Origin of the sequence: Syntrophobacter fumaroxidans MPOB, from assembly GCF_000014965.1 — a bacterium.
GTDB classification, from domain to species: domain Bacteria; phylum Desulfobacterota; class Syntrophobacteria; order Syntrophobacterales; family Syntrophobacteraceae; genus Syntrophobacter; species Syntrophobacter fumaroxidans.
Map to the genome: position 1 here is coordinate 3,976,382 of NC_008554.1, position 23,504 is coordinate 3,999,885.

Sequence of the window (23,504 nt, forward strand, 5' to 3'; positions counted from 1 at the left end):
GATATTATGGGAATCGGGCGGCGGACCGGAGACTGCCGCGGTCGGCACCTCTCCGCCCGGTCTCGCACGTTACGTCACAGATCGGAATGGCACGGAATGGCATCGAGTGCCCGCGCATTGCGGACCGCCCTTATGATTGCCTCGGCCGTCGCCCGTGCCGCGAGTGCTCCGACGATGCTCACCTCGACCCCCTTGATCTCCCCCACGCTCAGAGCGAAAATGGCATCTCCGTCGTGCATGGTGTGGGCGGGGTAGACCGTCCTGGCCATTCCGTCGTGCGCCATCTGGGCAACCTTGGTGAGCTGGGTTTTGTTGCATTTCACGTTGGTCGCAACGACACCGACGACGGTGGCCTGCCCATCGGGAAAGCCTTGAAATTGCTCGATTCGCATCAATTCGGCATCGGAGTCGACGAGCTCGAGACGGGTGCGGTCTTTTCTGGTTCCCGCCAGGATCTTGCGATTGTCCGGATCGACGACGTCGCCGAAGGCATTCACGACGAAAAGTGCGCCGACTCTTACGCCGCGTGCGGCAAAGACGCAGGCGCTGCCGACGCCTCCCGCCATCGCCTGCTCGATGCCGTAGAGTTTGCCGACCGTGGCTCCTCGGCCCGCTCCGGTGTTCCCCTCCGCCACCGGGTCCGTGGAAGCCGAGACGCAGGCGGCGTAACCGAGCGCCGCATCGGGATAGACGGCCGACCGGTTGATGCTGAGGTCGAAGATCACGGCGCCTGCGACGATCGGAACGAGGCCGTGACCCGTGTCGAACCCGAGATTCCGTTCCCGCAGATACTGCCTCACTCCTCCCGCCACGTTGTGTCCGAATGCGCTGCCCCCGGTGAAAAACAACCCGTGCACCTGATCAACCAGGTTCAGGGGATAGAACGCATCGGTGCCGTAGGTCCCGGGAGCGCCGCCGCGGACATCGACGCCGGCAATCGCGCCCCCGCCGGGCAAAACAACGGTACAGCCGCTGGGGATACCGTCGAGTTCGGCGTGACCGACTCGAATTCCGTCAATGGCGGTCAGGGTGTCGTTCTTCATGGGCTTCTTCCTTGAAATGCTGCAGGAGGTATCGATAGATCTCCTTGCCGATATCGATCCCCGTCTGGATGATCTCGGGTCCGTACTGGCGGCCCGTGGGTGTTCGGAAGGTTTCGGCGATGCGGAGTGTGCCCGATATGCCCCAGGGAAAACGATCGATGAGCTCCCTGGGCGTGAGCCCCTGGTGGTCGGCTATGTGCCACAGTGTATGCAGGAAAGTGTCCGCCCCCCAGCGAAACTTGTCCGCGTCGTAGAGGCAGTCGCTGATCAGCTGATAGGCCCGGCGCTTGCAAGGCGTTGGGGCAATGAAGGCTTCATGGTTCCTGATGGCCTCGCAAATGCACTTCGTCTCGTTCCTGCTTAAGGCGAACCGCTTCAGCACCTTCTCCGCTTCGATTGCGCCGACCTCCGCGTGATGCTCCCGGTCGCGGCAGATGTCGTGCAGCAAACCCGCGAGCAAGCCGAGCACCATCATCCTCTCGATGCCGAGGGGGTTGGCGGAAACGGACTGGCTTTCCACGAAAACCAGCGTCGCCGTGTCCATGCTGACTCGCGCGCTGTGAAACATGCCGTGTCCCAGGTCTTCCTGGAGCACGGGCTGCACGGTCTTGCGCATGAGCACCACCAGCGGATGGTTGAAATACAGCCTTCGGGCTAAAGCAATGGGCGCCTTGAACCGGAAGTAGAATTCGGGAAGAGGATGTTTCGACGCGATTCGTTCCGCTTCCCGCTGCAATCTCCGAGTCATTTCATTCATGCGATGCCGCTCTTTGGAAACGAAAAGGTTGAAGCGCCGTATTGCTGCCGGCGGCTTCCTCACCCGTGCCTTCCGCTACGCTCGAAGTGCGGGAATCGTCCCGCGGAGTCCGCCCCGGGACGGCCGCCGAATTCCGGTCATCCGTCCGGTGAAGGCGACTCGGGAAGAAGGAGCCGTTGTGATTGAGTCCGCAAGAGCAAAGTTTAATGCAAACCGAATTTTTCCGCAATCAATCGCCTGAACCGAGGCGCATAGATCATTTCGAAGGTCGCTTCCTTACCGGGGAAGAGCCGCAAGGCATGCGAGCGTGCTCCGGCCGCCAGCCGCTCGGCTTCTTCCATGGAAATCGAGGATTGCGCGATGAGGGAGAGGCACAAACCCACAATCCTCTGGAGACGGCGCAGCCGCTTTTCCTCCTCTTCCCGTTCCGAGTCGGTGTACGTGTGCGTCCGGATGTCGTTTCCTGCTTTCATCCCGTCCATGCTTTCTAGCCGCGCACGCCTTCGCTGATTTGGGTTTGCAGCAGCTTTTCCTCCATGTTCACGATGCGCCTGATCATCATGTCGAGCACCTTGAAGGCGATTTCCGGAAATTGGATCATCAGCTTCCGGAAACTCTCACGGTCCAGGGAGAGACATTCCGCCGACGTGACGGCCCTGACCGAGAAAAGCCTGTTCACATCCGAGAGCAGGGCCATGCCTCCGAAGAAATCTCCCGGTTTGAATTCGTGCAGCAACACGGAATGTTCCTTCAATTCCCTGATCACCTGCAACCGGCCCGAGATGACGATGTAGCCGCGGTCACCGGAGTCTCCCTGGTGGAAGAGAAACTCCCCGGCCTGAAAGCACATCTTCCTGCTCAGATAGGCGTAAAGTTTCAACCGGGGCAGCGGAATGCCTGCAAAAACGGAAACGTTGCGCAGGATTTCGAGGCTGTCCTCGAGCTCGCAACGCCCTCTCGATGCAGGCGCACATTCGCTATTCCGTTCCGTGGGCAAGCTCATAGAAAAGCCCCCTTCTGTTCAGCAATTCGTCGTACTGCCCAATCTCCACGATTTTACCCGCCTTCATGACGGCGATCCGGTCGTAACCGCGAACGAGCTCCAGCCGATGAACGACGGCCACGAGAGTGGATTTGCCCCTGAGCTCATTGTTGAAGAGCGCCTGCACGCGTCCCTGGGAGGCGTTGTCCAGGCTGGCGGTGGCTTCGTCGAGAATGAGGATGTGGGGTTTCTTGAGCAGAGCACGCGCAATGGCGACTTTCTGCTTCTGGCCGCCCGAGAGCCTGTCACCCTTACTTCCCACGTTGAATTGTAACCCCACTTCCATCAGGTCTTCAAGCAAAGCCTCCGCTCGGAGCAGTTCCACGACCCGGTCGCGGACCCGTTCCATGGCGTGCGGATGGATCGCTTTGGCGCGGCCGAAAAGGATATTGTTCACAACATTCTGGGAAAAGAGATATTCGCATTGCCTGTAAAACGTGACGGCGTCGGGTTGCTTTTCCGAAATCCTGCGTACAAAGCTCCGCCGGGCCTCGAGAATCCGGGTTTGGAGGGCGAGCGGCAGGGAGGCCATCTTGTGCCTGGCGGGGATAAACCTGAGCGCCAACCGGAGCAACGCATCCCGGTCTTGCGATGGGAGCGATTCCAATCCTCTGGGCAGGCGCTCGACCACCTCGCCGTAGGCCTCCATCTCTTCCGCGCGAATCGGGCTCGACTCAAAGAAGAACGCCTCATCCTCCAAGCCTTCCAGCAAGGATACCGTCTGCCTGGCGATGTCCTCCCCAAGCTCCAGGAGCGGAGCCACCAGGTCCTCATCAGACAGGAACTTCCTGAAGAAGGCGTTGCGCGGCAGCCGCTCGAGGTCGTAGTCGGTGTTCTGCGAATGCCCGAAGACGATGTTTTCCCCGATGCTCATGGAATGCTGGTATCGGTTCTCATCGAAGAAGTCGACGTCGTCTTCGAGCTCCTTTCCCCATCTGGCAAAGAAGACCTGCCTGGCGCCGATCAACCGCGCCGCCAGCTCCTCATGCCGGTCCGGGGAAAGCACCGCGTTGAGGCCTATGTTGAGAACATCCTCCGACAGGCCCACGGATTCCACCGCGGCCAGAACCTCGCCGCGCTCCGGGATCGGTCTGCCGTGACGGGGGGCGGTCGCGTTGAGCGAAGCGCAGGCATAGAGCAGATTTTCCAGGATGGTGCCGTCAAATATGAACGGATACTGTGCGACATAGCCGACGTTTCGACCGACGTCGAGTTTGGACAGATCCTTCAATTCCATGCCGTCCACAAGAACATGGCCGAGGTCATAGCTGTAGAGCTGCCCCATGAGCATGGCAAGAGTGCTTTTCCCGCTTCCGGAGAGTCCGACGAGAGCGACCTGCTCGCCCGGCCCCACCTCCATCGAAATCCTGTCCAGGATTCGAATCTCACCGTCGGCTAGAAAGGAGAGATCCTTGACTTCAATTCGGCCCTCGAGCTCACAGGGTTCTCTTTCCACGTCGGGAAGCATCCGGAACTCCGGCTTCTCGTCAAAGTATTCCATGATCTGCCGATACCTGACTCGGCTGTCCTGGAGACTCTGGTAATAATCCATCAGTTCCTTCCAGGGATCGTAGAGCTTTTCGTAGGCGGAAAGAAAAGCCACCAGAGCGCCCAGGTCGAAACGCCCCTGAATGGTGAAGTATCCTCCGACGAGGAACAGAATGAACGGACCGAGGCTTTGAAAGAAGTTGTTGGCGAACTTGATCAGGTACTTGACCTTGCCCATGGCATAGCGGACGGCAAATAACGGATCGGCATAACGGGAGAGCTTCAAGTTCTCGATCTGCCGCCCCGTGTTGCCCTGGACTTCGTGCATCCCCGAAACCGCCTCGCCGATCACGTTGCTCATGGATCGCGTCAGGTCGATGCGCTTCTGATTCAGCCGGTTGAATCGTTTCTGCAAAAAGGGAATGATCAGGACTTCAACGGGATAGATGCAAAAACTCAAGGCGGCCAGGACCGGTTCGAGATAGGCCAGGTATGCCGCAAAAGCAACCAGCGTCAGGATATTGATGATGGGAATGGCCAGTGCCCCGCCCAGAAACTCCCCGATGACCGCCAGTTCCGATGTCAGAGATGTGATCACCATCCCGGCCGAGGTGCGCCTGAAAAACGACAGGGGCAGGCTCAGGATGTGATCGTAGAGTTGGGTCCTGAGCTGGAGCAGAAGCTTCTGGCCGATGTATTCCTGCAGGAGATTGATCGTGTACTTCAGGACGCCCGCCAGCACCACGGCGCCCAAATACAGCCCGCAGTAGAGCAGCAGGAGCTCCAGTTTCTTCAGGGCGATCGCCTGGTTAACGATCCTCTTTTGCATTTCGAGTGGAAACACACGAAAGAAAAGTGTGCTCAGAATCAAAAAGAACAAAAGAATCTGAGCTCCGCGGTGACGTTCCAAGACCCACGAAAACAGGGATTTCTTGGTGATCATGGATGAGATCTCCGGAGGTGGCAAGGGCAACGGACGCCGATCACCGTAACAACTTGACTCAGAAGCCTGGGAATGTCAACGGTGTCGAGGCTAACGACACGGTGTCGAGGCGCCGTCGGGTAATGTGAGGCGGTGTCCGGCGCGAAGGCCGAACAGGTTGACATTGAGGCTGGATGTTATTAGTAATCGTTACCAACAGCTGTAAGCACGGGTCGAAGTGCTCGGGTCATGCGGATTGATGGGCCGGCCGTTTCGGCCGTTATGTGTGCGGGGGTGATGAGCAAGCCGTGCTTTCGGGGATAACGCCATGAAAATGGAAAATGTGCTCCAGCCTCGAGCCTTCAGAATGACCTCCCAGCGGAGGACGATCCTGGAGGAGCTCAGAAACTGCCGGTGGCATCCCACCGCCGACGAGGTCTATGAGCGGGTGCGCCGAAAGTTGCCCAGAATCAGTCTGGGGACCGTTTACCGGAACCTGGAGGTTCTCGCCCTTCAAGGCACCATACGTAAGCTGGACATCTGCGGAAGGCAGAAGCGCTTTGACGCCGATCCGCGGATGCACTGCCACGTCAGGTGCCTTGAGTGCGGCGCCATGGATGACCTGCCGCTCGGAGATTCGACTTTATCCCGGGCTATCGGTGAGATCGACGCTTCCTATGAGATTCGTGAGGTTCGCTTGGAATTCCTGGGCCTTTGTCCGAAATGCAAGGCACCGGAGCGTGCCTGCCGGGACAGGGACACCCGGAGGGGGCACTCCGGCGGGGTGGGCCGGCCGGACACGTAGATACGGCCGGACGGAGGCGCCGTGTTTGTCCTCGGGTGTTGAGCCCGCGAGTTGTCGCGGGTCAACAACGATCACTTCAACCATTTTGTGAGGAGATGGGTAATGGGTCGGCTGAACGGAACGCAAACGGAGAAGAACCTGCTCATGGCGTTTGCCGGTGAGTCGCAGGCGCGCAATCGCTACTCGTATTTCGCGGGACAGGCGCGCAAAGAGGGGTTGATGCAGATTGCAGCCGTTTTCGAGGAGACCGCCAACCAGGAAAAGGAACACGCCAAGCGGTTCTTTCAGTTCCTGGAAGGCGGGGAGGTTGCCGTCGCCGCGGCATTTCCCGCGGGAGTCATCGGCGGCACCCTTGAGAACCTGAAAGCGGCCGCGGAAGGTGAGCACCACGAACACGCCGAGTTGTATCCGGATTTTGCCCGGGTGGCCCAGGCGGAAGGTTTCCACAACATCGCCAATGTCTTTCATGCGATTTCCGTTGCGGAGAAGCAGCACGAAAAGCGCTATCGGGAACTGGCCGAAAACATCGAAAAAGGCCGGGTGTTCAAGCGTGACGGCCATGTTGTCTGGCGCTGCCTGAACTGCGGCTACCTCCACGAAGCCCCCGAGGCTCCCACCACCTGTCCTGCGTGTTCTCACCCGCAGAGTTTTTTCGAGCTGCTCGGAGAGAACTGGTAAGCCGCATAGTTTCCATTCAACAAAGGGGATTCAAATGCATCCTTTCGAGATTAAGAAAGGGATTTACTGGGTGGGGGTCATAGACTGGAACATCCGCAGCTTTCATGGCTACTCGACGCCCAAGGGGACGACCTACAACGCCTACCTGGTCGTGGACGACAAGATCACCTTGTTCGACACCGTGAAGCAGCCCTTCAAGAACCAACTGGTGCAAAACATCCGCAGAATCGTCGACCCGCGCAAGATCGACTATCTCGTGGTCAACCACGTCGAAATGGATCATTCCGGATCGGTGCCCGACGTCGTGGAGCTCATCCGGCCGGAGAAAGTGTTCTGTTCGGACATGGGCAGGAAGGCGCTGATCGAGCACTACCATCGGGAGGACTGGCCCTTCGAGGTGGTCGGGACGGGGCAAAACCTGAGCCTCGGGAGCCGGACGGTGCAGTTTCTCGAAACACGCATGCTGCACTGGCCGGACAGCATGATGTCCTATATACCCGAGGACCGCCTGCTCTTCTCAAGCGACGGGTTCGGCCAGCACTGGGCCACCAGCGAGCGGTTTGACGACCAGGTGAACGCCGAAGAGCTGCTGGCCCATGCGGCCAAGTACTACGCCAACATTCTGCTGCTGTTTTCACCGCTGGTGCAAAAACTCATCGAGACGGTGAAGAAACTCGGCCTCCAATTCGACATGATCGCTCCCGACCATGGGCTCATCTGGCGGGCGGACCCGGGCAGGATCCTCGCCGCCTATGACGCCTGGAGCCGGCAGGTGAGCAGGCAAAAAGCCCTGATCATCTACGACACGATGTGGAAGAGCACGGAGTCCATGGCTTTGGCCATTTCCCAAGGCCTGGGAATGGAAGGAATCGATTTCAGGTTGTTCAATCTCGAGTTGACCCACCGCAGCGAGGTCATGGCGGAGGTGCTCGACGCCAGGGCGCTGATCCTGGGTTCACCCACGCTCAACAACGGAATGATGCCCACCATGGCCGACCTGCTGACCTACATGAAGGGACTGCGCCCCCAGGGGAAGATCGGTGCCGCTTTCGGTTCCTACGGCTGGAGTGGTGAAGCGGTGAAGCTTCTCACCGGCGCCATGGAGGAAATGAAGGTCGAAGTGCTCAATCCCGGCCTGCGGATGAAATTCGCCCCTACGGAGGAAGACTTGAGCCGTTGCATCGAGTTCGGGCGGGAAATCGGCCGCGCGGTGAAGGCGAAGGCCTGATACCCAGGTGCGTTCAAGATGCCACAACACCTGCCCGTCGGGCAGGTGACGCGGGCGGGATAATCCCCGCCCCCTGCTACGGACCGATGTGCCCGTCAGACATAAAAGGGGGAGGGTTTTATGCCCTCCCGCCCAATGCGCTCATCGTGAACGCCCCATTGTATCAGAGGTGAAAATCGGGTGAGAGTTTCAGCCTGAACTCATCCGGCCAGAACGCACGGATTGCGGTTCCCGCTCCCGATTGCGACTCGATGGAGAAGGTTCCTCCCGACAACTCGATACGTTCCTTCATGCTCACGATTCCCAGCCCCGTTCCCTGCGCTCCCGACAAATAGCGCGAGCTGTCGAAACCAATCCCGTTGTCCTCCAGGACCAGCGTTATGCCTGATTTCTCCTTCTTCAGGAAAAGCCCCACCCGGGTGGCCTCGCTGTGCCTGGCCGCATTGTTGAGTGCTTCCTGAACGGTCCTGAAGAGGACGATTTTCACGGGTATCGGGATATGCTCCTCGTCAATGTCCACCGTCTTCTCCACGAGCATGCCCGTATGCGTCTCTTCGAACTCGCTGCATAACCACCCGATCGCCGCGATCGCCCCGAAATCGTCCAGAATGGTGGGCCGCAGTCCCATGTACAGCTTTCGGGCTTCCTCCACTGCATTCTGAACCATGGGCACCAGGGGGTCGAGGAGCTGCGACACGGCGTCGAGGCCACCCACGGTCCTCCCTTTGAGCGCGTTCTCGATGCCGAACTTGACCGCCACCAGGGTTTGGCCGATGCTGTCGTGGAGCTCGTGAGCAAGCCGCGCCCGTTCTTCCTCCTGAACCGTCAGGAGCTTGGAGGACAGGACGCGGAGCTGGCTTTCGGACACGCGCAGGTTGCGTTCCGCTTCCTTGCGCTGGACCATCCGCCACATCGTATCGATGAGCAGCGCGAGATGGCGAACGTCCGCTCCATTGTACTCCGCGTCCTTGTTCGCCACCGTGCCCAGCGCGACAACCCGCCGGCCGTCCAGCACCGGTACGCTCATGATGCGTTTGAGCGGCACGTGGCCTTTGGGAATGCCCTTCCTTCCCCGATATGATTTATAGTCGTTGATGATGATCGGCCTTCGTTCCCGGATCGCGTCCGCCCATACCCCCGCTTCATCCACCTGGAACCGTGCCTGGTTCCCGCTCACTCGGCAGGTCTTCATGGCCGTTCCCGAAGTGGCGTGCCGGGTGAATATCGTCTCGTCTTCACTCACGAAACCAAGGAAACCGAATCTGCTGCGAGTGATCTTCACCGCCTGTTCCATCGCGAAACCGGCGATCTCGTCTATCGGCGCCTCTGCCATGTGGCCCAGCCGATAAAGGGCTTCAAAACGCGCTTCGTCGAGCCGCAAGGCTTCCTCGACCTGCATGAAGTCGGTGATGTCGTGGACGATTCCAAGCTTGGCATAGCTGCCGTCGGGATTCGTCAGACGCGTTTCAAAAACTTCATGGATCTTTCCAATGCGCGGGTAGTTCTTCATGCGCCGCACCGTCTTCCCGCTGAATACCGCGTCGATACGGCACCGATAGCAGGGGGTATTCCGATTGTGAAAGTACTCGTAACACTTTCTGTTCCGGGGAGTTCCAAAGACGCGTTCGGCCGCCTTGTTGAGATACTGGATGTTGAAGTCGGAATCGATGATGAAAACGCCGTCGTTCATGCACTCGAGAATGTTCGTGTAATAGTTCCAGCCTGTCCGCAGTCCTTCCCCGATATCCTCCATTGCAGGGGGGCGGGCGGCGGCCGGGTCAACTTCGCTGTCGCTCGGCCGGGAGCGCTTCTCACCGTCCGGCGGCGTTAATCTCTTCTTCTTTTGCATGGAACGGGCCTTGCGCTTGTCCAAGGGACCGGTTACGGAGAGTCAGTTGACTGACACATTCCAAAATGGGCTGATCCTTAACAACCATCAATAGATTAAACAAAATCGTTTATCAATTTGTTTTCTACTTCGGAGATTCCGGACATTTGTATAAATTAAATATTTTTTTAGTTATTACAGTCATGTAAGAAGTATGCAACAATTTGTTAACGTTCATTTTTTCAATGGAACGCGCTCCATGGCCCCGGGGATTCCACCCCGGGATCACGCGACGAAACGATTCCGCACAGGCCCACCCGGCACCGCATCCGGCCCGCTCTCGAAACGGCCGCCGAACGGTCGATCTGCGCGGCCCGCTCCCGAGCCCGTCATGCCCGAGCAGCCGGCGGCACCTTTCAAAGAGGCGAGGGCAGGGCGGGCCCCGGCCACATTTTCAAACGATCCCTCCGTTCACGCACATCCGCTTCCCGCCTGGGCGATATCCATCCCCGACATCCCCTGTGCATCCTGTTTGGGGTGTCCTGTTTGGGGTGGACGAACGGCGGCGTTGCGTGCATACTCTAACCCGGAACGCAACAGGCGATTCGGCATGAGGGTATTTTTCTTCTTTCGAGAGGGCGGGATTCAACTCGGGCGGCTAAGGCCGCCGGGAACGGATTGGTGGATGTCGACCGGGATTCCGGCAAGAATGGTCGAGTTCTTGCTCGGCACACGAATATTCATGACCCAGATGGTTGCCGTGGTGGTGGCCGCTCTGCTGGCGCTGACCACTCCCGTCTGGGTAGACGGCGGATTCACCGCGATGCTTCTCGAATTCGCGGGACTGGTCCTGGTCGTGGCAAGTGCCCTCGGCCGTTTGTGGGCCTCCATGTACATCGCGGGATACAAGGGCGATAAGATTATTACCCAGGGGCCTTATTCCATGGTCCGGCATCCGCTCTACTTCTTCAGCCTGATCGGAGTGACCGGGATCGGTCTTGCCGCGAAGAGCCTGGTCGTCCTGGCCCTCCTGCTGGTCGCCTTCCATCTCTACTACCCGTTTGTGGTGCGCCGCGAGGAAAACGACCTCAGCGCCCGGCACGGCGAGGCCTATGATCGATATGCCCGGACCGTGCCCCGGTTCTTTCCCAGGCCGTCGCTCTTCAACGAGCCGGAAACGTATCCGGTGAATGCCGGGAAATATCGCCGCTGCTTCGTGGACGCTTCGTTTTTCATCCTCGTTCTCGGTGTCCTCCGACTGCTCGAAGGACTGCACCGCAACGGGGTCCTCCCCGATCTTCTTCGCATTCCGTGACGCTGCAAAGAGCGGCCCCCGGCTTCCCCGACCGTGCATAGCCCCTGGCGGGAGGAGGAGGCTGACCGGAAGCCGGGAAAAGCCGCGCCGCCCGGCTTGATCGGCACCGAAGAACACCCGGCTTCCCACGGCCTCGGCGAGGCTTGTCAGTGAAGCATTTCCACGAAGGCTTCCACGCGGGTTTTCAACTGCTCGACGTCCTCCATGCCGTAGTCGGTTTCGATGGTGAGCACGGGCAGGCCCTTCGCTTTGAGCGCCTTTTCCACCTTGTACGCTTCCATGGCATAGGGTTGGCAAAAGGAGAGGGCGTAGTGGATTACTCCGCGTACCCGGAGGTCACCGGCCATTTGAACGATGTGCTCCAGCCGTTCGGTATTCGGTGTGAAGCAGGCGCAGTCGATCCGCATGTACCGGTCGACGATGGCGTCCAGCATCGCTTCGAGCGTCCCGGCTCCTTCGTCCACGAGGTCACGGGTGTTGCGCGTTCCGATGCAGGACTCCTCTCCCACGATGACTGCACCCGAAGACTCCACGATATAGGGCAGTTTCCAGTTCGGAACCGCCATCGGGCATCCGGAGAGCATGAGCCGCGGAGTCTCTTCGGACACGATGCCTTGCCCGGTCCCGACCCGGGACTCGAGCTCGTCGCACAACTCTCCCACTTTGGCTGTGAAGCGCTGGGGGTCGTCATAGAAGGAGATCTGGTTGATGAGCAGCACGTCCCGGCCCGAAATGGGCACGGGGGCCGCCGCACGCAATCGGTTGAGGCGCTGGAGCGCCCTGCGGCGTGCGTTCACGATGCGGATCGCCTCTTTCAGGCCGGACGCAGTGATCCGGTTGCCCGTGACTTCCTCGACCCGGTCCTTGAACCGGAGCACTTCCGCCTTCCACAGCTCGCGGTCGCAACGGTTTTTCATCTGGGGGATTTCCATGACATACACCGGAGCGTATTCGGCAAACATTTCGTAGGCTTTCTTCTTCCCGTCGCAGGTGGTCTCACCGACCACCAGGTCGCACGACTCGATATACGGGCAGAGACGGGAAAGCTTGAATCCCACGAAAGACTTGATCAACGCACAGGTATTCCGTGGAAGGATTTTTTCCGCTTCGCCCCGACCCGCTTCGGCCCCCGCGCACAACCCCACCTGGATACCGCTCGCGGCGAGGACGAGTTCTTCGGGGACGAACACGCAAAAGGTGCCGATGACCTTCTTCCCCCCGGCTTTCGCATCCTGAAGTTCCTTGATCCGCAATCCGTGGACCTCGGACAGAACGAAGTCGAGGTATTCCATTCCCTTGAGCCGACCCGTCTGGCTCATGTAGATGTCGCCGTAGAACTTGCCGAGCACCTCGAGCAGGGCTGCATGCGCGTCTAAATCGAGGTTTAGCCTCTCCCACATGGATTCATAGTCGTTCATCACCTGGCCTCCGGAATTCGGGAAGGGTTCTGTTGCGCATTCACCTGGAAACGCCTTGGCGGCGGGCATGCCGTGCTGCGTTTCTCCCGCCTGTAAGGCACGAATCGGTCGAGAGCAGCCCACCCGACTTCCGGTCCGGGTCCCGCGCTAACCGGACCCCGCGGATGGGTGCCCCTCCATACCGGCGGAGCTTGAGAACGGCAGTCTAAGTGGATTCTGTTTATGTGTCCAATTGGTATGATCGATTCCTGGTGCTGTTTGCATTGGGGGAAGGCGCCGGCGGGAAGAAAGTCGCCGGATGGATGGGAGGAATGCTGCGGCATGGACCGGGCGGGTTCTCATTACTTCCTGCCGCCCGCCGGTCCGGCGGCGAGTTGCCGTCCGGCCGAACAGGCATCATGGGAGTGGAAATACGTCCGGCTTTGCTTTCCTTTCATGCCCGCTCGACCGGCTACCGTTCCTCCACGCGGTTCCCGCCGGCCCGCCTGGCTTCATCGAGCGCGGTGGCGGCCCGTCGGATGATGTTCTCCGGGGTGTCCTCCCGGGCGAATCCAGTGATCCCGAAGCTGACGGTCAGATTTTCTGCGGTTTCGCTGGCGGCCGGGCGGACGAAGGACTCGGTGATTTTTTTCGCGAAAACGGCAGCTCCCGAAAGATCGGTATGCGGCAGGATGACTGCGAACCGCCCGCCCTCCAGGCAGGCGAAGAAGTCTTCCTTGCGGCATGAACCAGCCAAAAGGGCGACGAAATCTTTCAGTGTTTCTTCGCTCCGGTCGTGGGTGCGTGCGGGCGTGAGCGGATCCGGACCTCCGACAGCCAGAGACAGGGGGCCGCCGTGGCGTCTCGCCAGAGACACCGCCCGGCTCAACTCCGCCATGAGCGATCGGCTGTTGAAGAGACCGGTAACGGGATCGGAGACGGCGAGCTTGCCTATGACCGCATTGGCTCTTTCGAGTGCGACGCATTTCTTCTGCAGTTCGTGCGTCACGCTGGCCAGTTCGTTTGTGAGGTTCGAAATGCCGGCGACGATATCGTTGTTGGTCAGCATGATCCTCTCGCCGACGATCACGTATCCCTGGAGCGTCCCGAAGATGAAGCAGTTGAGGGTATGCACGACGGAACCGGTGGGCAGGAAATTCAGACGGGTCTTCTTATGGGCTCCGGGCGGCGGGAAGGGCAGGTGCGCGAGGCTGTCGGCAATGAGGAACTCCGCCAGGTTCCGGCCCCCGGGATCATTCGACTGATTCAACAGCCGGAGGAAGCCGCGATTGCAGTGCAGGATATTTTTCCCCCGGTCGAGTATGGCGACGGCCACCTCGCTCAGCTCGTCCAGGTACTGTTCCAGCACCTCGGGATACTCCCAGCGGAACAGCGTTGCGACCATTCCGCTCGAACCCGCGCCGCCGGCTTTGACCGGTCCCTCGCCCGCCCCGAGCCTCTCCAGCCAGGTCTCAACGTCGGGCATCGCGTCTCCCTCTGCTTCCGGGGATCGCGGAGGGACATAGTAGGGATTCCGGTGCACCGAGTTTCCCGCCAGGACGGCCGGGTGGATGGCCAGTACCTGGTGAAACAATGCCGGGCTGAAATCCTCGCTATGGTACTGACACAAGGCGAGACACCTTTTGCCCGGGAAAAACCCGTTCAGCAGGTTTTCGAATTCCAGCAGCCGGTGCTCCCCCGCCGTCTCCTTCAGCACCCCTTGCGTTTCCACCGTCACCCGGAGACCGTTGAAACCCTGGTCCATCGCCTTTTCGGTTTCGTCCTCGATGATCTCGATCATTGCGGCAGGGTCGAATCCGCGATCTGTCCCGAAAAGGCTGCTGGGGGCAAGAACCGTGATCTGCCCGGATTCGACGTATCCCGCGGGGTCCACTCCCTGGGCGCGCAACCCTTCGGCCAGTCCTTCAAAGCCGGGGGGGTCCGCCACGTAGAGGATTTTCTCATGCCAGTCCAGACCCTGGCGAACGAACATGATGAGCACCTCCCGGCGCTCCCGCTCCGATTCATAAAGATAGCACAAATGGTCTCCCGGCAGCAGGTCACTCATCCTGTGCATGATCGCCTCCATTCTCCAGCCAATGCAATGGCCGATTTCGCGTCGGACGCCACTCCGTCCGCACCCGCCAGCCGATCGAGACCGGGGATGATTCGGGTGAAATAACCGCCGATCATGATTTTGATTCCAGCCAGCGCGGGCTGCTTTCGCACGACTGCCATGAGCTTCATCGCCGGGTGCAGGTTGTACGGCATGGCTACGGAAATGGCGAGAAGATCGGGCCTGACGCTCAAAAGCACGTCAATGATGTCCGGCCGGGAGGAGGCGGCACCGAGGTAGTCCACCTCCCAGCCGTCCAGGCTGAGAAGATCCGAGATGAGCCATGCGCCCAAGGTGTGGGTTTCGTTTGGAGCGGACGTGACGACGGCTTTTCCACGTTCGGGGGCGTCGATCCTCACGCGCGGGCGGATCGTCGCCATCACACCGGACATCATGGCTGTGGCCAGGTTTTCCTGCACCACCGAAATCTCTCCCTGCTCCCAGAGGCGTCCCAGCTCGTGCATACAGGGCTGAACGACCTCCAGGTAGAAGGATTCCAGCCCTTGCGGTGTCGCGGCCGAGTTCCCGGCGAGGCGAAGGCACTCCCGGCGGTCTCCTGCCAACACTGCCGACAGGAAGGCGTGCCCCGTTTCATCCAGAGGAGATCCCGCTGCAATCGGCGGCCCGCAGCTTTGTTCAGCCAGTTGGATCATTTCACCGTGCCTCCGCAGGATCCAGTCATAGACCTCGAGTATCGCCCGGGCGCAGAGCCCGTCGATGTGCCGCGCCACCGCTCGTTTCCAGGCTTTCAGCTCGACCCGAAAATATTCGTATGAAAATCCATGGGCGTGACAGGCCCGGTATGACCACGGCACGGTTCCGGCCAACAGGTCAAACCGGTTCAGGGCAAAAACCCCCAGCATGAGACGCGCGTGGTTGCGGTGATGCTCGTACATCATCGACAGAGGGTTGTGGCCGATCAGGACATGGATGGCAGGAAGCGCGGTCAACTCCCGGTCGACCTGCTCGATCATACGCCCCTTGAAGGTGTCGTAAACGGTCGCCGCTTCAAGCGGCATGTGAGTCAACGTCTTCGCTTCCGAGATGATTCGGTTGAGCATGTGACGGCTCCCTGCGCAAGCGTCCGGTATTCTGGGCAAAAACCGCGCCCGCGCGCTTCCATCCCGGGCATGGCGAACCCGGAGCGAGCCTGTGCTGCCTGATCGTGGGAGTAATTTTGTGTGGGTATGGGATTATCGATCGTGTTGTTCTCATAAATACTTCAAAGTGCGGTCCAATTTCAAGCAGGATCTTTCGAGGTGCTCCAATTTTCCCGGTTCATCCGGAGAAGGAATAACCGTTCATTGCCGGGGGGGGCATCGACTGCGGAGGAAGAGGTGAATGTCCGCTCTACCGGCCTGTCGGCATATGCGTCCTCCATCGCTGCGTAGGCCGGGGCCCCGGGCGGAAACCTTGTTTGACATGAGCCTTGCCCGCGCCCCATTCCCGCGCGCGGGAATGGGGTAGACGATCTTCATGGCTCGTCGTGAGCTTCCGGTTCACGGCGGTTCGCCGGCACGAACGACGGCGGTCCTCTTATTTTGTCAGGACTGAGTGCGGGGAAGTCGGTGCGCGGGTCGTTTCATACCCGCAGGGTGAAACCGTCCCGGTGGTGGAAATCAGGCTGCGCGGCGGGATGAGCCAGTGCCCACCAGGACGTTCCGCCGTCGTGATGCCGTATGACGGCGCTGATCGCGACATCAAGGGGGTGGACGGTCTCGAAAAGCGGATCGAGATCGAGTGCCAAGGACAGCAGGAAGGAATCCGGGCGCAATCGGGTAGCGAACGGGAGCGACTCGAAGGCCTCCACCTCGCGCATTCCCTGGCGGTAACCGGTGAACCGGTATACGTTCCAATGCCCTGACGGCGACAGGTTGAACTCGAAGTACGAGTAAGAATGAGGGGCGGCAAGGAAGAACTCGAAGCAGGATTCCTCCCAGAGTCCGTGCCTGCGCGCGGGTGCCTCGGAGCGCGCCGGAAAGGTCAGATCGGCCACTTTTCCATGCAGTTCGAAGTCGATGGCCAGCGAGCGGGAACAGCGGGCGATGCGGGCCGTGAGACGGAGTGCGGGCGGGATTCCGGGAGTGGGAAAGGGGCGCAGCAAGTGATCGATAGCATTCATGTCAAGTCTTCGATAATCTCACGGATAGTCGATTCCTGGGACTCAATGCTCGCGGTGAGCCGAAACTGGACGAGCGCCCGCGCGAGGTTGTGTTTCCGGTGCGCGACCTTGAAGTAGACGTCGCCCTCCAGGTAGTCCGTGAAGAATCTCAGTCCCAGCTCGAAGGCGATCAACGAAACGGCGTCGTAGATGTGGTCCCGGTCGCCTTGCGTGAGAAAAACCTTGGCCTGCGGCAGGTAGCCTTCCAGAATCGCGCGGCAGAACTCGGGTTCGAAGCGCACCGATTCCCAGTTCGCCGTTTCCTCTCCGAGCGGGTTGCAGCACGAGCGCAGGCAGTCGCCGATATCGTAATGCACCAGGCCCGGCTTGACGGTGTCCAGATCCACCATGCTGACGGCGCGCCGGCTGACGGCGTCCAGCATGACGTTGTTGACTTTCGGGTCGCCGTGAATCGTACGATGAACGAGCCGGCCGCAAGCGCGGGCGTCTTCGAGCACATTCACCCGGCTCCGGCGTTCATTCACGAATCTCAGGCAGTGTTTCATTTCGGGAGATGCTCCCGGAGAGATTTCGGTCAGGACCCGATCGTAGTGACGCAGGTAGAGCGGCAAGATGTGGAAACCTTCCAGAGTGTCGGCCAGCAGCTCCGGAGGCAGGTCGCTGACGAGCCGCTGGAAACGGCCCAGCGCGTAGCCGACTTCCCGGGCGTGATCCGTGTCCTCGACAATGTCGAACGTCCGGGCGCCTTCGATGAAACTGAGGGCACGCCAGAACGACCCGTCGGAATCGATAAAGTGGTCGCGCCCGTCACGCGCGGCGAGAACGCGCATCACTTCCCAGCGACGATCCGTCCCGGGCTGAACGTCAAGGAGCCTGAGCCGGATGTGTTCCGTGGCGATGCGCATGTTTCGCATCACCATTTCCGGTCGATGAAAGACTTTCGTGTTCACGCGCTGCAGGATAAATCGGGGAGCCTCACCGTCTTGGAGGCTCACCAGGTACGTGTCGTGGACGTTGCCGCTTCCAAACGGCCGTATGTCCACAATCGTTCCCCGGGGTTCGAAACACTCCGCTACGGGCAGAAGCGTCTCCCGGGCGTCACCCTTGCGGGGAGGGTCGTATTGCGTGTCTTCCCGGCCTGTCACTTGGATTTCTGCTTGCTGTCTTTCACTTTCCCCGACTTGTTCTTTGCGCCCTTGACCTTCTGGGATTTCACCTTGTCCCGACCGTAGGCATTCCCCTGCCCTTTGAACTGGTCCTTGCCCGAATAGCTCCGGTCCGAATGGCTGTGATAGAATACCTCGTCCCGTACGCCGCCGCCGTGGCCGACTCCGCCCTTTTTAGCGAAAGCCGCGCCGGGCACGAACGTCGTCGAGAGGAGGAAGAACCCCGCAACCGCCGTCGACAGAAACATTCTCATGAAGACGACCTCCTTTGAGATTGTAACGAGATGATTCGTCCTGTGAAATGACCGTGCCATTGTCGCAGATTTCGGGCCGCGTCGTCAATCCCCACTCAACGCTAACGACATCCCCACTCAACGCTGGAAGTTCGCCCGGTCCCCCTGCATGCCTTTCTCGGAAATCACCGACCAGCGTTCGCCCTGCCTGAGGCCGATCTCAAAACCGCGATCCGTGAGATACATTTTGAGGTCCCCGGAATAGAGCAGTTTGAAGACAGGGCCCGACGGCTCGAAAATCCCCGCTCCCTGTTCGACCATCAGGGCTTCGAGATCGTTTGAATAGACCCCGTGCTCCACACGGTATCGGTGCTGCATGGCGGACAGCAGCTTCAGCACCTGGTAGGAGCTCGTCCTCGCGGCGAAAGGCGCCTTCCGCTCGGGCGGCAGGCCGCGGGCATCCGGTCGCTCGTCCACGCCGCGGCCGGGAAGAGTCCCGGGAGTTCCGAACGGTGTTTGGGACTCAAGCCGACCGGCCTTGTGCGTGGAAAGGCCCGCGCACGCCGCGGCCACCCCGCCGATGAGGAGCCCCGCGGCCAGAGCGTAGGCGAGCGGCCGGAGAGCCTCCCGCACCGGGTGCGACGGCATGTTCCCGGCTTCGACCTGGATGCTCGAGGAAAAAGTGTCGGAGATGTTTCTCCTCTCCGTGACGCACGTCCAAACCAGGTTCAGCACGCCGAAGGTCGCCAGGTTTGCGACGGTTCCAAGGAATCGCAGCAGGACGCGGGGAAAGAAGGATTCATGGGTCTCGGCTCCCGTGGGCTGGACCCACAATCCCATGAGGCGTTGTCCGTAAGTCAGGCCGTTCCATCGCCATGGCAGATAGAGGAAAACGTAGACGCCGGCGAAAAGACCGACCACTCCACGGATGTCCTGCGCTTGCCTTAAGGTCAGGCTGAAATTGGGCCCCAGTGCGGCCATCAGACCGAGGACGACGCCAATCGGAATCTGCAGAATGAAAGTTGTCCATACCCACACGCAAACGGAAGCCAGCCCTGCGAGAAATCGCCGTTTCAACGACGCCGGCGTTCCCCGTGCTCTTTCCGGAGGCAGAACCATGGTTTCGGGCAGAATGTGTTCCAAGGCGGTGATCATGCCCATGAAACCCGGGTCCGGGAATTCGACCGATTCGAGTTCCTCATCGTCGAAGGAATCGGCCATATCGCCGGGCGTCGTTCGGGTTTGAAGGACTTTGGAGACGATGATGCCGCATCGCGGGCACTCGTCGCCCAGAACGGGATCGCCGGGACCACCCGGGCGGTATCCGCACTTCGGACAGGCCGGGGCGTCCGCGGGAGGGGCTGCCTGCGGCTCGTCGGACGGGTTTTCGAGCTCGAGTGCCCCGAAAACCGCCGGGTCGGGCTCTACGTCGCACACGAGACCGGCCTGGTCGAGGGCCGTCCTGTATGTTTCCGCAACCGCGCCGGACACTCCCCGCTTTATCACCGTCGGCCCGTTTCCGATCAACGTCCCGGCCCGATCCGGGCTGATCCCGAAAAGCTTTGCCAGCCGGTTTTTGCATTCCTCCGGGTCCATCCCATCCTTCAGCCTGCCCTGCAAAACCACTACGAAAGAACCATTCTCCATGCGGGTTCCTCCCGATCATCGGAACGTTCTGAAACGGTGCGTTTGTAATTGCATCGGTGCTGGTTATCATTATTGAAAGGCTCATGAACTCAATCGGCACAATGGTCAGGCAGCTGTATGGAAAAGGCGCCGGAACCTCCGGCCGGAGGGCGGCTCCGAAGGGGAGGTATGCGTGCTCTCGCCCGCGCGAAGAATACTCAAGTGTTTTCACCCCGAAGGCATCCCATGGCCCGGGGCCGTTTTGTACGACATGGTCGGTAAAACCGCCGTCTTCCAATACGGCTACCGGCTGCTGGCCGCGGACATCCTGCTCTGCTGCCCCGAGGGCGAGATCCTGGACGTGGGGACGGGGCCGGGACGGCTTCTGCCGGAGCTTGCGCGGCTGAATCCGAGACTGCGGCTGACCGGCCTCGACATCTCGCGCGCCATGGTCTCCGTAGCCAGAGAAAACATGGCGCAGGCAGGCTTTGGCGAAACGATTTCCATCGTGGAAGCCGCGGCGAACCACGTGCCGTTTCCGGACGGCAGATTCGATGCGGTGGTGAGTACGGGGAGCATGCACCACTGGAAGGATCCCGTGGGGGCATTGAACGAAATCCATCGCGTCTTGAAGCACGGGGGATATGCTCTGATCTACGATCTTGCAGCCGACACGCCGGAAGCTGTTCTGAAGGACGTGAGCCGCCGGTTCGGCCGCCTGAGAACGATGCTCCTGTGGCTCCACACCTTTGAGGAGCCTTTCTATGGTTCCAGGGAGCTTGAGGAACTGGCCGCCTCCTCGCTGTTCGGCCGGGGACGGACGCGATTCGCCGGCATGCTGTGTTGCCTGATGATGGTCAAGCGCTCGGTTTTGCCACGGTGACCGCCGTAGACCCGGCGTGAAGACCGGATTCCTCCTTCGGGGTGTTGTAGGCGGCGCGGAGAAAGCATACCGCCGCGCCTTTGCGGGCATCGGCGAGGACGTGGGCACAGCGCTTCCCACCGGCGAGAAAGACATCGATCACTTTGATGAACGGTTCGAATTTTTCCGCCCCCTGGAGAAATTGCGCAAGGCTGTTCGGGGAGTTCTCGAAAAAAGAGAAATTGAAGTCCGCTTCCGGTTCGTCCGGATACAGGGGCAGGTAGATAACGCGGGATTCGACGAGGTCGAGAAAGAAGTGAGTCCCGTAGGACACGTCCGGTACGTGGCCGTCTTCCACGCGGGCTATCTCCACGAGGACGGAGGCGTTGTTGATATCCGCGTAGGTCGTGTTGACGCCCAACATGATGTTCGAGCTGCCCCATCGGCCGGGTCCCATCATCATCACCCGGTTCCGGGCAATATCCGGATGCCTGTTGAGCTCTCCGACAATGCGGCCGATCCCCTGCCGGATTTCCATGGGAGCGCGCACGGCATAGGCGGTCGGGTCCACATAAACGATGTACTTCATGTCTCTGACCTCGCCTCCCGAGATAGCGCGGTTCGTTCTGAACAGAAGGAGTTCTTTCGGGACCCTGGACGGCAAGACCACGTCTTCGGCCGATCCCGGTATTCGCATGGGACGGCACTGCACGATGTTCAGCCGCAGATCCCCGCTCGAACCCGGAGAGGCGGTGAATTCCGTGTCGACGGGATGTCCGTAGGCCGATTCGAGCGTAGCCAGAAGCTCCTTCATGACTTTTATGAATCCGGTGCGTCCGAGGAGATTGTTGAAGGTCAGGATGCATTTTTCCGGGTTCCTGATGTGACTGCCCTCAGGGTCGCTCATATATCCGTCCTCGTTGACGGACACGTAGAGAGCAAGATTCGGGTAGTTGTCCCGCTGCGCGATTTCGATCAGGGGAACGCTCCTGAATTCGTTGCGTTCAAGGTCCAGCAGGTCTATCTCGTGTTGTGAGTAGAATGCGATCTTCGACCCGATTTCAGGGCGAAGGAGCGGGTGGCTCACGGCAATCAAACGGGGGTAGTCGCCGCCCTCCCGGTTGACCGCCCGCGTGCCGAGGCCGAAAACAAGCCTGATGATCCCCTGATGGGGATCGATGCGATTCGTCCACCGGTACAGGTTGTAAGAAAACGCCACGCCCGCAAGCGAGGGGAAGAAGAAGCCGTCGTAGCGCATTCCCGAAACACGCTGAACGAGGATTGCCATCTGCTCGTCGGACTCCCCGAGGCCCCGCTGCCTTCGGTATGCAAGGGCATCCGGATTGACGGCGCTTGCATAGACGAGCTTGACCGCCCGCAGGAAAGCCTCCAGCCTCACCTCGGGGCTTCCCTGGTTCACGCAGAATTCGCTACGGTATTTGCCCGCGAAAGCATTTCCGAAACCATCCTCGAGCAGGCTGCTCGATCGGACGATGATCGGGGCTTGACCGAAATACTCGATGAGGTCTTTGAACTGATCCATGATCTCGCCGGGGAATTCGCCTTCAAGGAAACGGTTTTCGACCTGTTCGAATTCCTCGGTGGAAATCTGTGAATCCCGGGTCAGGCGTAACCTCAAGCGAAAGAGACCGTTATTGATGAGAAATGTGAAAAAGACATCCGAGCCGATGTAAAACGAATCGTGTTCTTCGAGGACCTCGGAGAAATTCACGTCGCCGGAAGCTTTGCGGAGGATACCCCGGGCGAGGAGCATTCCTGCCGCTTTCCCGCCGATTCGACCGGAGCCGATCAGCCTGTCTCTGACCTCCAGCAGTTCCTGCAGCGTGAGGTATTCATCCGACAGGCGCTTGTGTTCCGGATCGGCCCCGATGATCATCTGCGAGAGTTCCTGTTTCAGGGCCTGGATTTCCGGTGTGCCCTCCAGTTGTTTCAATTCGTTTTCGTCGTACTGGGAGAGCTTCCTGTGAACGCTGTCCCACGGCGCGATGGAATCCGCCTTGACGCGAAGGGGCGGAACCCCGGCGGTGAGCGATATGGCCGATGCGTCACCGCTGTGAAAGACGGGAGTGAGAACGCCTTCGGTGAACAAGTGGGGCAGGAACATCTGTGAGGAGTAACGATCCCAGACCTTGAGCGGATGGATATAGAGATTTTCCTTGACATGGTAAAGATCGATCAGAACTTGAGTGGTATCCCGGATCCTTGCGACTGCGCGGTGGGAGTGCCGTCCGCGTGTGAGGGCGAAATACGCGACCGTGTCCAGCTCATGAAGATAGGGGCACGTCACCTGGAAGAAGTTTGCCAGGAGCTCGTCGGTGGCCCATTCCGCCACCAGCTCGGAGAGATTGTCGAACACATAGAAGACGCCCGTGCCTTTCTTCTCGATGATTCCGTTGACCTGGGCGCTGAACGAATCAAAACCGTGTCTCGGATCGACGTCTTCGCAGCCGACTCCGGCCTCTGGACGGAGAATGCTTCGACGCGCGCCGAAGCGGACATACACGACGGTGCGACGGTCCTGGACGGCCTGGCTCACAAAGGGATGCACCACGTGCTGGTAGGTGTCCATTCCGTCCACCTGCCACACCACATTGTCCCCCAGGCGCAACCCCTGCAGGATCCCGTTCAGTGCGGAGATCCCGCTGCTCACGACATCCGATTGCACCTTCTCTCCCTCTTACGAACATTCCTCCCGGCCTCGCGCCGGAAAAAACATCAAACCCCAGAAACAACCGCCGAGACGGCGTATCTATTCGCCGTCTCGGCGGTGCGTCGCGATCTGCAAAGCCGATCCCGTGTCTCTCAGTATCTATGGCCAACGGCCATGAGCCGGACCCCATCTCGCCCATGGCCAT

The 23,504-nt window shown here is 59.9% G+C and carries 19 protein-coding genes; 5 read left to right on the top strand and 14 right to left on the bottom strand.

What is annotated here, in order from left to right:
* Nucleotides 1-74 precede the first annotated feature (74 nt).
* The 5 genes from SFUM_RS16785 to SFUM_RS16805 form a co-directional block, all read right to left on the bottom strand.
* Complete coding sequence (locus tag SFUM_RS16785) at nt 75-1,043, bottom strand: P1 family peptidase (protein ID WP_011700044.1); 969 nt, start codon at nt 1,041-1,043, stop codon at nt 75-77.
* On the bottom strand, nt 1,015-1,800 hold the full coding sequence (locus SFUM_RS16790; RefSeq protein ID WP_011700045.1) for an HD domain-containing protein: 786 nt from the start codon (nt 1,798-1,800) through the stop codon (nt 1,015-1,017). The genes SFUM_RS16785 and SFUM_RS16790 overlap by 29 nt, the downstream gene beginning before the upstream one ends.
* Before the next feature lie 203 nt (nt 1,801-2,003).
* Nucleotides 2,004-2,273: a hypothetical protein gene (locus SFUM_RS16795; RefSeq protein WP_150109547.1), complete on the bottom strand. Its 270-nt coding sequence runs from the start codon at nt 2,271-2,273 to the stop codon at nt 2,004-2,006.
* Between the two features lie 14 nt (nt 2,274-2,287).
* Nucleotides 2,288-2,803, bottom strand: coding sequence for a Crp/Fnr family transcriptional regulator (locus SFUM_RS16800; protein ID WP_011700047.1), 516 nt, complete (start codon nt 2,801-2,803; stop codon nt 2,288-2,290).
* Entirely contained in the window at nt 2,778-5,273 is a 2,496-nt protein-coding gene (locus SFUM_RS16805; RefSeq protein WP_011700048.1) for an ABC transporter ATP-binding protein/permease, read from the bottom strand. The genes SFUM_RS16800 and SFUM_RS16805 overlap by 26 nt, the downstream gene beginning before the upstream one ends.
* Nucleotides 5,274-5,580: 307 nt before the next feature.
* Here SFUM_RS16805 and SFUM_RS16810 point away from each other — a divergent pair, with 307 nt between their 5' ends.
* The 3 genes from SFUM_RS16810 (at nt 5,581) to SFUM_RS16820 (ending at nt 7,963) form a co-directional block, all read left to right on the top strand.
* A complete protein-coding gene (locus tag SFUM_RS16810; RefSeq protein ID WP_011700049.1) occupies nt 5,581-6,057 on the top strand; it encodes a Fur family transcriptional regulator in 477 nt (158 codons plus the stop codon).
* Nucleotides 6,058-6,159: 102 nt separating this feature from the next.
* Entirely contained in the window at nt 6,160-6,735 is a 576-nt protein-coding gene (gene rbr, locus SFUM_RS16815) for a rubrerythrin (RefSeq protein WP_011700050.1), read from the top strand.
* 34 nt (nt 6,736-6,769) lie between these two features.
* Nucleotides 6,770-7,963 carry an FprA family A-type flavoprotein gene (locus tag SFUM_RS16820; RefSeq protein WP_011700051.1) on the top strand — a complete coding sequence of 398 codons (1,194 nt, stop codon included), beginning with the start codon at nt 6,770-6,772 and terminating at the stop codon, nt 7,961-7,963.
* A gap of 163 nt (nt 7,964-8,126) precedes the next feature.
* On the opposite strand, the gene SFUM_RS22020 is transcribed toward SFUM_RS16820, so the two are convergent.
* Nucleotides 8,127-9,812 carry a sensor histidine kinase gene (locus SFUM_RS22020; protein ID WP_011700052.1) on the bottom strand — a complete coding sequence of 562 codons (1,686 nt, stop codon included), beginning with the start codon at nt 9,810-9,812 and terminating at the stop codon, nt 8,127-8,129.
* 664 nt (nt 9,813-10,476) lie between these two features.
* On the opposite strand from SFUM_RS22020, the gene SFUM_RS23390 reads away from it, so the two are divergent.
* The gene (locus SFUM_RS23390) at nt 10,477-11,106 is read left to right on the top strand and encodes a methyltransferase family protein (RefSeq protein ID WP_011700053.1); all 630 of its coding nucleotides are present in this window, start codon (nt 10,477-10,479) and stop codon (nt 11,104-11,106) included.
* 146 nt (nt 11,107-11,252) lie between these two features.
* On the opposite strand, the gene SFUM_RS16840 is transcribed toward SFUM_RS23390, so the two are convergent.
* The 7 genes from SFUM_RS16840 to SFUM_RS16870 form a co-directional block, all read right to left on the bottom strand.
* A complete protein-coding gene (locus tag SFUM_RS16840) occupies nt 11,253-12,524 on the bottom strand; it encodes a double-cubane-cluster-containing anaerobic reductase (RefSeq protein ID WP_011700054.1) in 1,272 nt (423 codons plus the stop codon).
* Nucleotides 12,525-12,975: 451 nt separating this feature from the next.
* Nucleotides 12,976-14,580: an MEDS domain-containing protein gene (locus SFUM_RS16845; RefSeq protein ID WP_041440806.1), complete on the bottom strand. Its 1,605-nt coding sequence runs from the start codon at nt 14,578-14,580 to the stop codon at nt 12,976-12,978.
* On the bottom strand, nt 14,568-15,680 hold the full coding sequence (locus SFUM_RS16850; RefSeq protein WP_011700056.1) for a cobalamin B12-binding domain-containing protein: 1,113 nt from the start codon (nt 15,678-15,680) through the stop codon (nt 14,568-14,570). The genes SFUM_RS16845 and SFUM_RS16850 overlap by 13 nt, the downstream gene beginning before the upstream one ends.
* Before the next feature lie 521 nt (nt 15,681-16,201).
* Nucleotides 16,202-16,741 (bottom strand): DOMON-like domain-containing protein, encoded by a 540-nt coding sequence (locus SFUM_RS16855; protein WP_011700057.1) that lies wholly within the window; start codon nt 16,739-16,741, stop codon nt 16,202-16,204.
* Nucleotides 16,738-17,886, bottom strand: a complete 1,149-nt coding sequence (locus SFUM_RS16860) for a phosphotransferase enzyme family protein (protein WP_011700058.1) — start codon at nt 17,884-17,886, stop codon at nt 16,738-16,740. The genes SFUM_RS16855 and SFUM_RS16860 overlap by 4 nt, the downstream gene beginning before the upstream one ends.
* Complete coding sequence (locus tag SFUM_RS16865; protein WP_011700059.1) at nt 17,883-18,161, bottom strand: hypothetical protein; 279 nt, start codon at nt 18,159-18,161, stop codon at nt 17,883-17,885. The genes SFUM_RS16860 and SFUM_RS16865 overlap by 4 nt, the downstream gene beginning before the upstream one ends.
* Before the next feature lie 117 nt (nt 18,162-18,278).
* Nucleotides 18,279-19,787, bottom strand: a complete 1,509-nt coding sequence (locus tag SFUM_RS16870; RefSeq protein WP_011700060.1) for an RDD family protein — start codon at nt 19,785-19,787, stop codon at nt 18,279-18,281.
* A 172-nt stretch (nt 19,788-19,959) separates the two neighbouring features.
* On the opposite strand from SFUM_RS16870, the gene SFUM_RS22025 reads away from it, so the two are divergent.
* The gene (locus tag SFUM_RS22025) at nt 19,960-20,649 is read left to right on the top strand and encodes a class I SAM-dependent methyltransferase (RefSeq protein WP_011700061.1); all 690 of its coding nucleotides are present in this window, start codon (nt 19,960-19,962) and stop codon (nt 20,647-20,649) included.
* Here the strand turns inward: SFUM_RS22025 and SFUM_RS16880 are convergent.
* Complete coding sequence (locus tag SFUM_RS16880) at nt 20,624-23,314, bottom strand: PEP/pyruvate-binding domain-containing protein (protein ID WP_011700062.1); 2,691 nt, start codon at nt 23,312-23,314, stop codon at nt 20,624-20,626. The genes SFUM_RS22025 and SFUM_RS16880 overlap by 26 nt on opposite strands.
* Nucleotides 23,315-23,504: the final 190 nt, after the last annotated feature.

Excerpts from the sequence above, each read along its gene's own strand:
- SFUM_RS16785 (WP_011700044.1), bottom strand. The coding sequence starts at position 1,043 with ATGAAGAACGACACCCTGACCGCCATTGACGGAATTCGAGTCGGTCAC.
- SFUM_RS16790 (WP_011700045.1), bottom strand. The coding sequence starts at position 1,800 with ATGAATGAAATGACTCGGAGATTGCAGCGGGAAGCGGAACGAATCGCG.
- SFUM_RS16795 (WP_150109547.1), bottom strand. The coding sequence starts at position 2,273 with ATGAAAGCAGGAAACGACATCCGGACGCACACGTACACCGACTCGGAA.
- SFUM_RS16800 (WP_011700047.1), bottom strand. The coding sequence starts at position 2,803 with ATGAGCTTGCCCACGGAACGGAATAGCGAATGTGCGCCTGCATCGAGA.
- SFUM_RS16805 (WP_011700048.1), bottom strand. The coding sequence starts at position 5,273 with ATGATCACCAAGAAATCCCTGTTTTCGTGGGTCTTGGAACGTCACCGC.
- SFUM_RS16810 (WP_011700049.1), top strand. The coding sequence starts at position 5,581 with ATGAAAATGGAAAATGTGCTCCAGCCTCGAGCCTTCAGAATGACCTCC.
- rbr (WP_011700050.1), top strand. The coding sequence starts at position 6,160 with ATGGGTCGGCTGAACGGAACGCAAACGGAGAAGAACCTGCTCATGGCG.
- SFUM_RS16820 (WP_011700051.1), top strand. The coding sequence starts at position 6,770 with ATGCATCCTTTCGAGATTAAGAAAGGGATTTACTGGGTGGGGGTCATA.
- SFUM_RS22020 (WP_011700052.1), bottom strand. The coding sequence starts at position 9,812 with ATGCAAAAGAAGAAGAGATTAACGCCGCCGGACGGTGAGAAGCGCTCC.
- SFUM_RS23390 (WP_011700053.1), top strand. The coding sequence starts at position 10,477 with ATGTCGACCGGGATTCCGGCAAGAATGGTCGAGTTCTTGCTCGGCACA.
- SFUM_RS16840 (WP_011700054.1), bottom strand. The coding sequence starts at position 12,524 with ATGAACGACTATGAATCCATGTGGGAGAGGCTAAACCTCGATTTAGAC.
- SFUM_RS16845 (WP_041440806.1), bottom strand. The coding sequence starts at position 14,580 with ATGCACAGGATGAGTGACCTGCTGCCGGGAGACCATTTGTGCTATCTT.
- SFUM_RS16850 (WP_011700056.1), bottom strand. The coding sequence starts at position 15,680 with ATGCTCAACCGAATCATCTCGGAAGCGAAGACGTTGACTCACATGCCG.
- SFUM_RS16855 (WP_011700057.1), bottom strand. The coding sequence starts at position 16,741 with ATGAATGCTATCGATCACTTGCTGCGCCCCTTTCCCACTCCCGGAATC.
- SFUM_RS16865 (WP_011700059.1), bottom strand. The coding sequence starts at position 18,161 with ATGAGAATGTTTCTGTCGACGGCGGTTGCGGGGTTCTTCCTCCTCTCG.
- SFUM_RS16870 (WP_011700060.1), bottom strand. The coding sequence starts at position 19,787 with ATGGAGAATGGTTCTTTCGTAGTGGTTTTGCAGGGCAGGCTGAAGGAT.